The following is a 532-nucleotide window of genomic DNA, read 5'->3' as shown; positions in this document are numbered from 1 at the left end:
CACACCGTCATCAACCTGATCATCTTCGTGCTGGCCATCTACGTGGGCTACCACGTGGTGTGGACCGTCACCCCGGCGCTGCACACGCCGCTGATGGCCGTCACCAACGCCATCTCCGCCATCGTCATCGTGGGCGCCATGCTGGCCGCCGCACTCACCGAGACAGGCCTGGGCAAGACCATGGGCGTGCTGGCCGTGGCGCTTGCTGCAGTGAACGTCTTCGGCGGCTTCCTGGTGACCCGGCGCATGCTGGAGATGTTCAAGAAGAAGGACAAGAAGGCCCCGGCCGCCGGTGACACCGCCAAGGCGGAGGGCCACTGACATGTCGATGAACGTCGTCACGCTGCTGTACCTGATCGCCTCGGTCTGCTTCATCCAGGCCTTGAAGGGCCTGTCCCACCCCACCACCTCCATCCGCGGCAACATCTTCGGCATGGTCGGCATGGCCATCGCCATCCTGACCACCGCCGCGCTGATCGTGCAGCTCTCCGGCGGCAAGGCCCTCGGCATGGCCTGGGTGCTGCTGGGCCTG

At 65.8% G+C, this 532-nt stretch carries 2 protein-coding genes; both read left to right on the top strand.

Annotated features, from left to right (window positions below):
- Positions 1-321: NAD(P) transhydrogenase subunit alpha part 2 (locus AC1DHL_RS29750; protein ID WP_478164331.1), on the top strand; the 321-nt coding region annotated here is incomplete at its 5' end.
- Position 322: 1 nt separating this feature from the next.
- Positions 323-532 (top strand): NAD(P)(+) transhydrogenase (Re/Si-specific) subunit beta (locus AC1DHL_RS29745; protein ID WP_478164330.1); only part of this gene is annotated, 210 nt, incomplete at its 3' end.

Source organism: Variovorax sp. 10L426, assembly GCF_056395305.1.
This window is presented reverse-complemented; position numbering and strand designations above follow the sequence as displayed.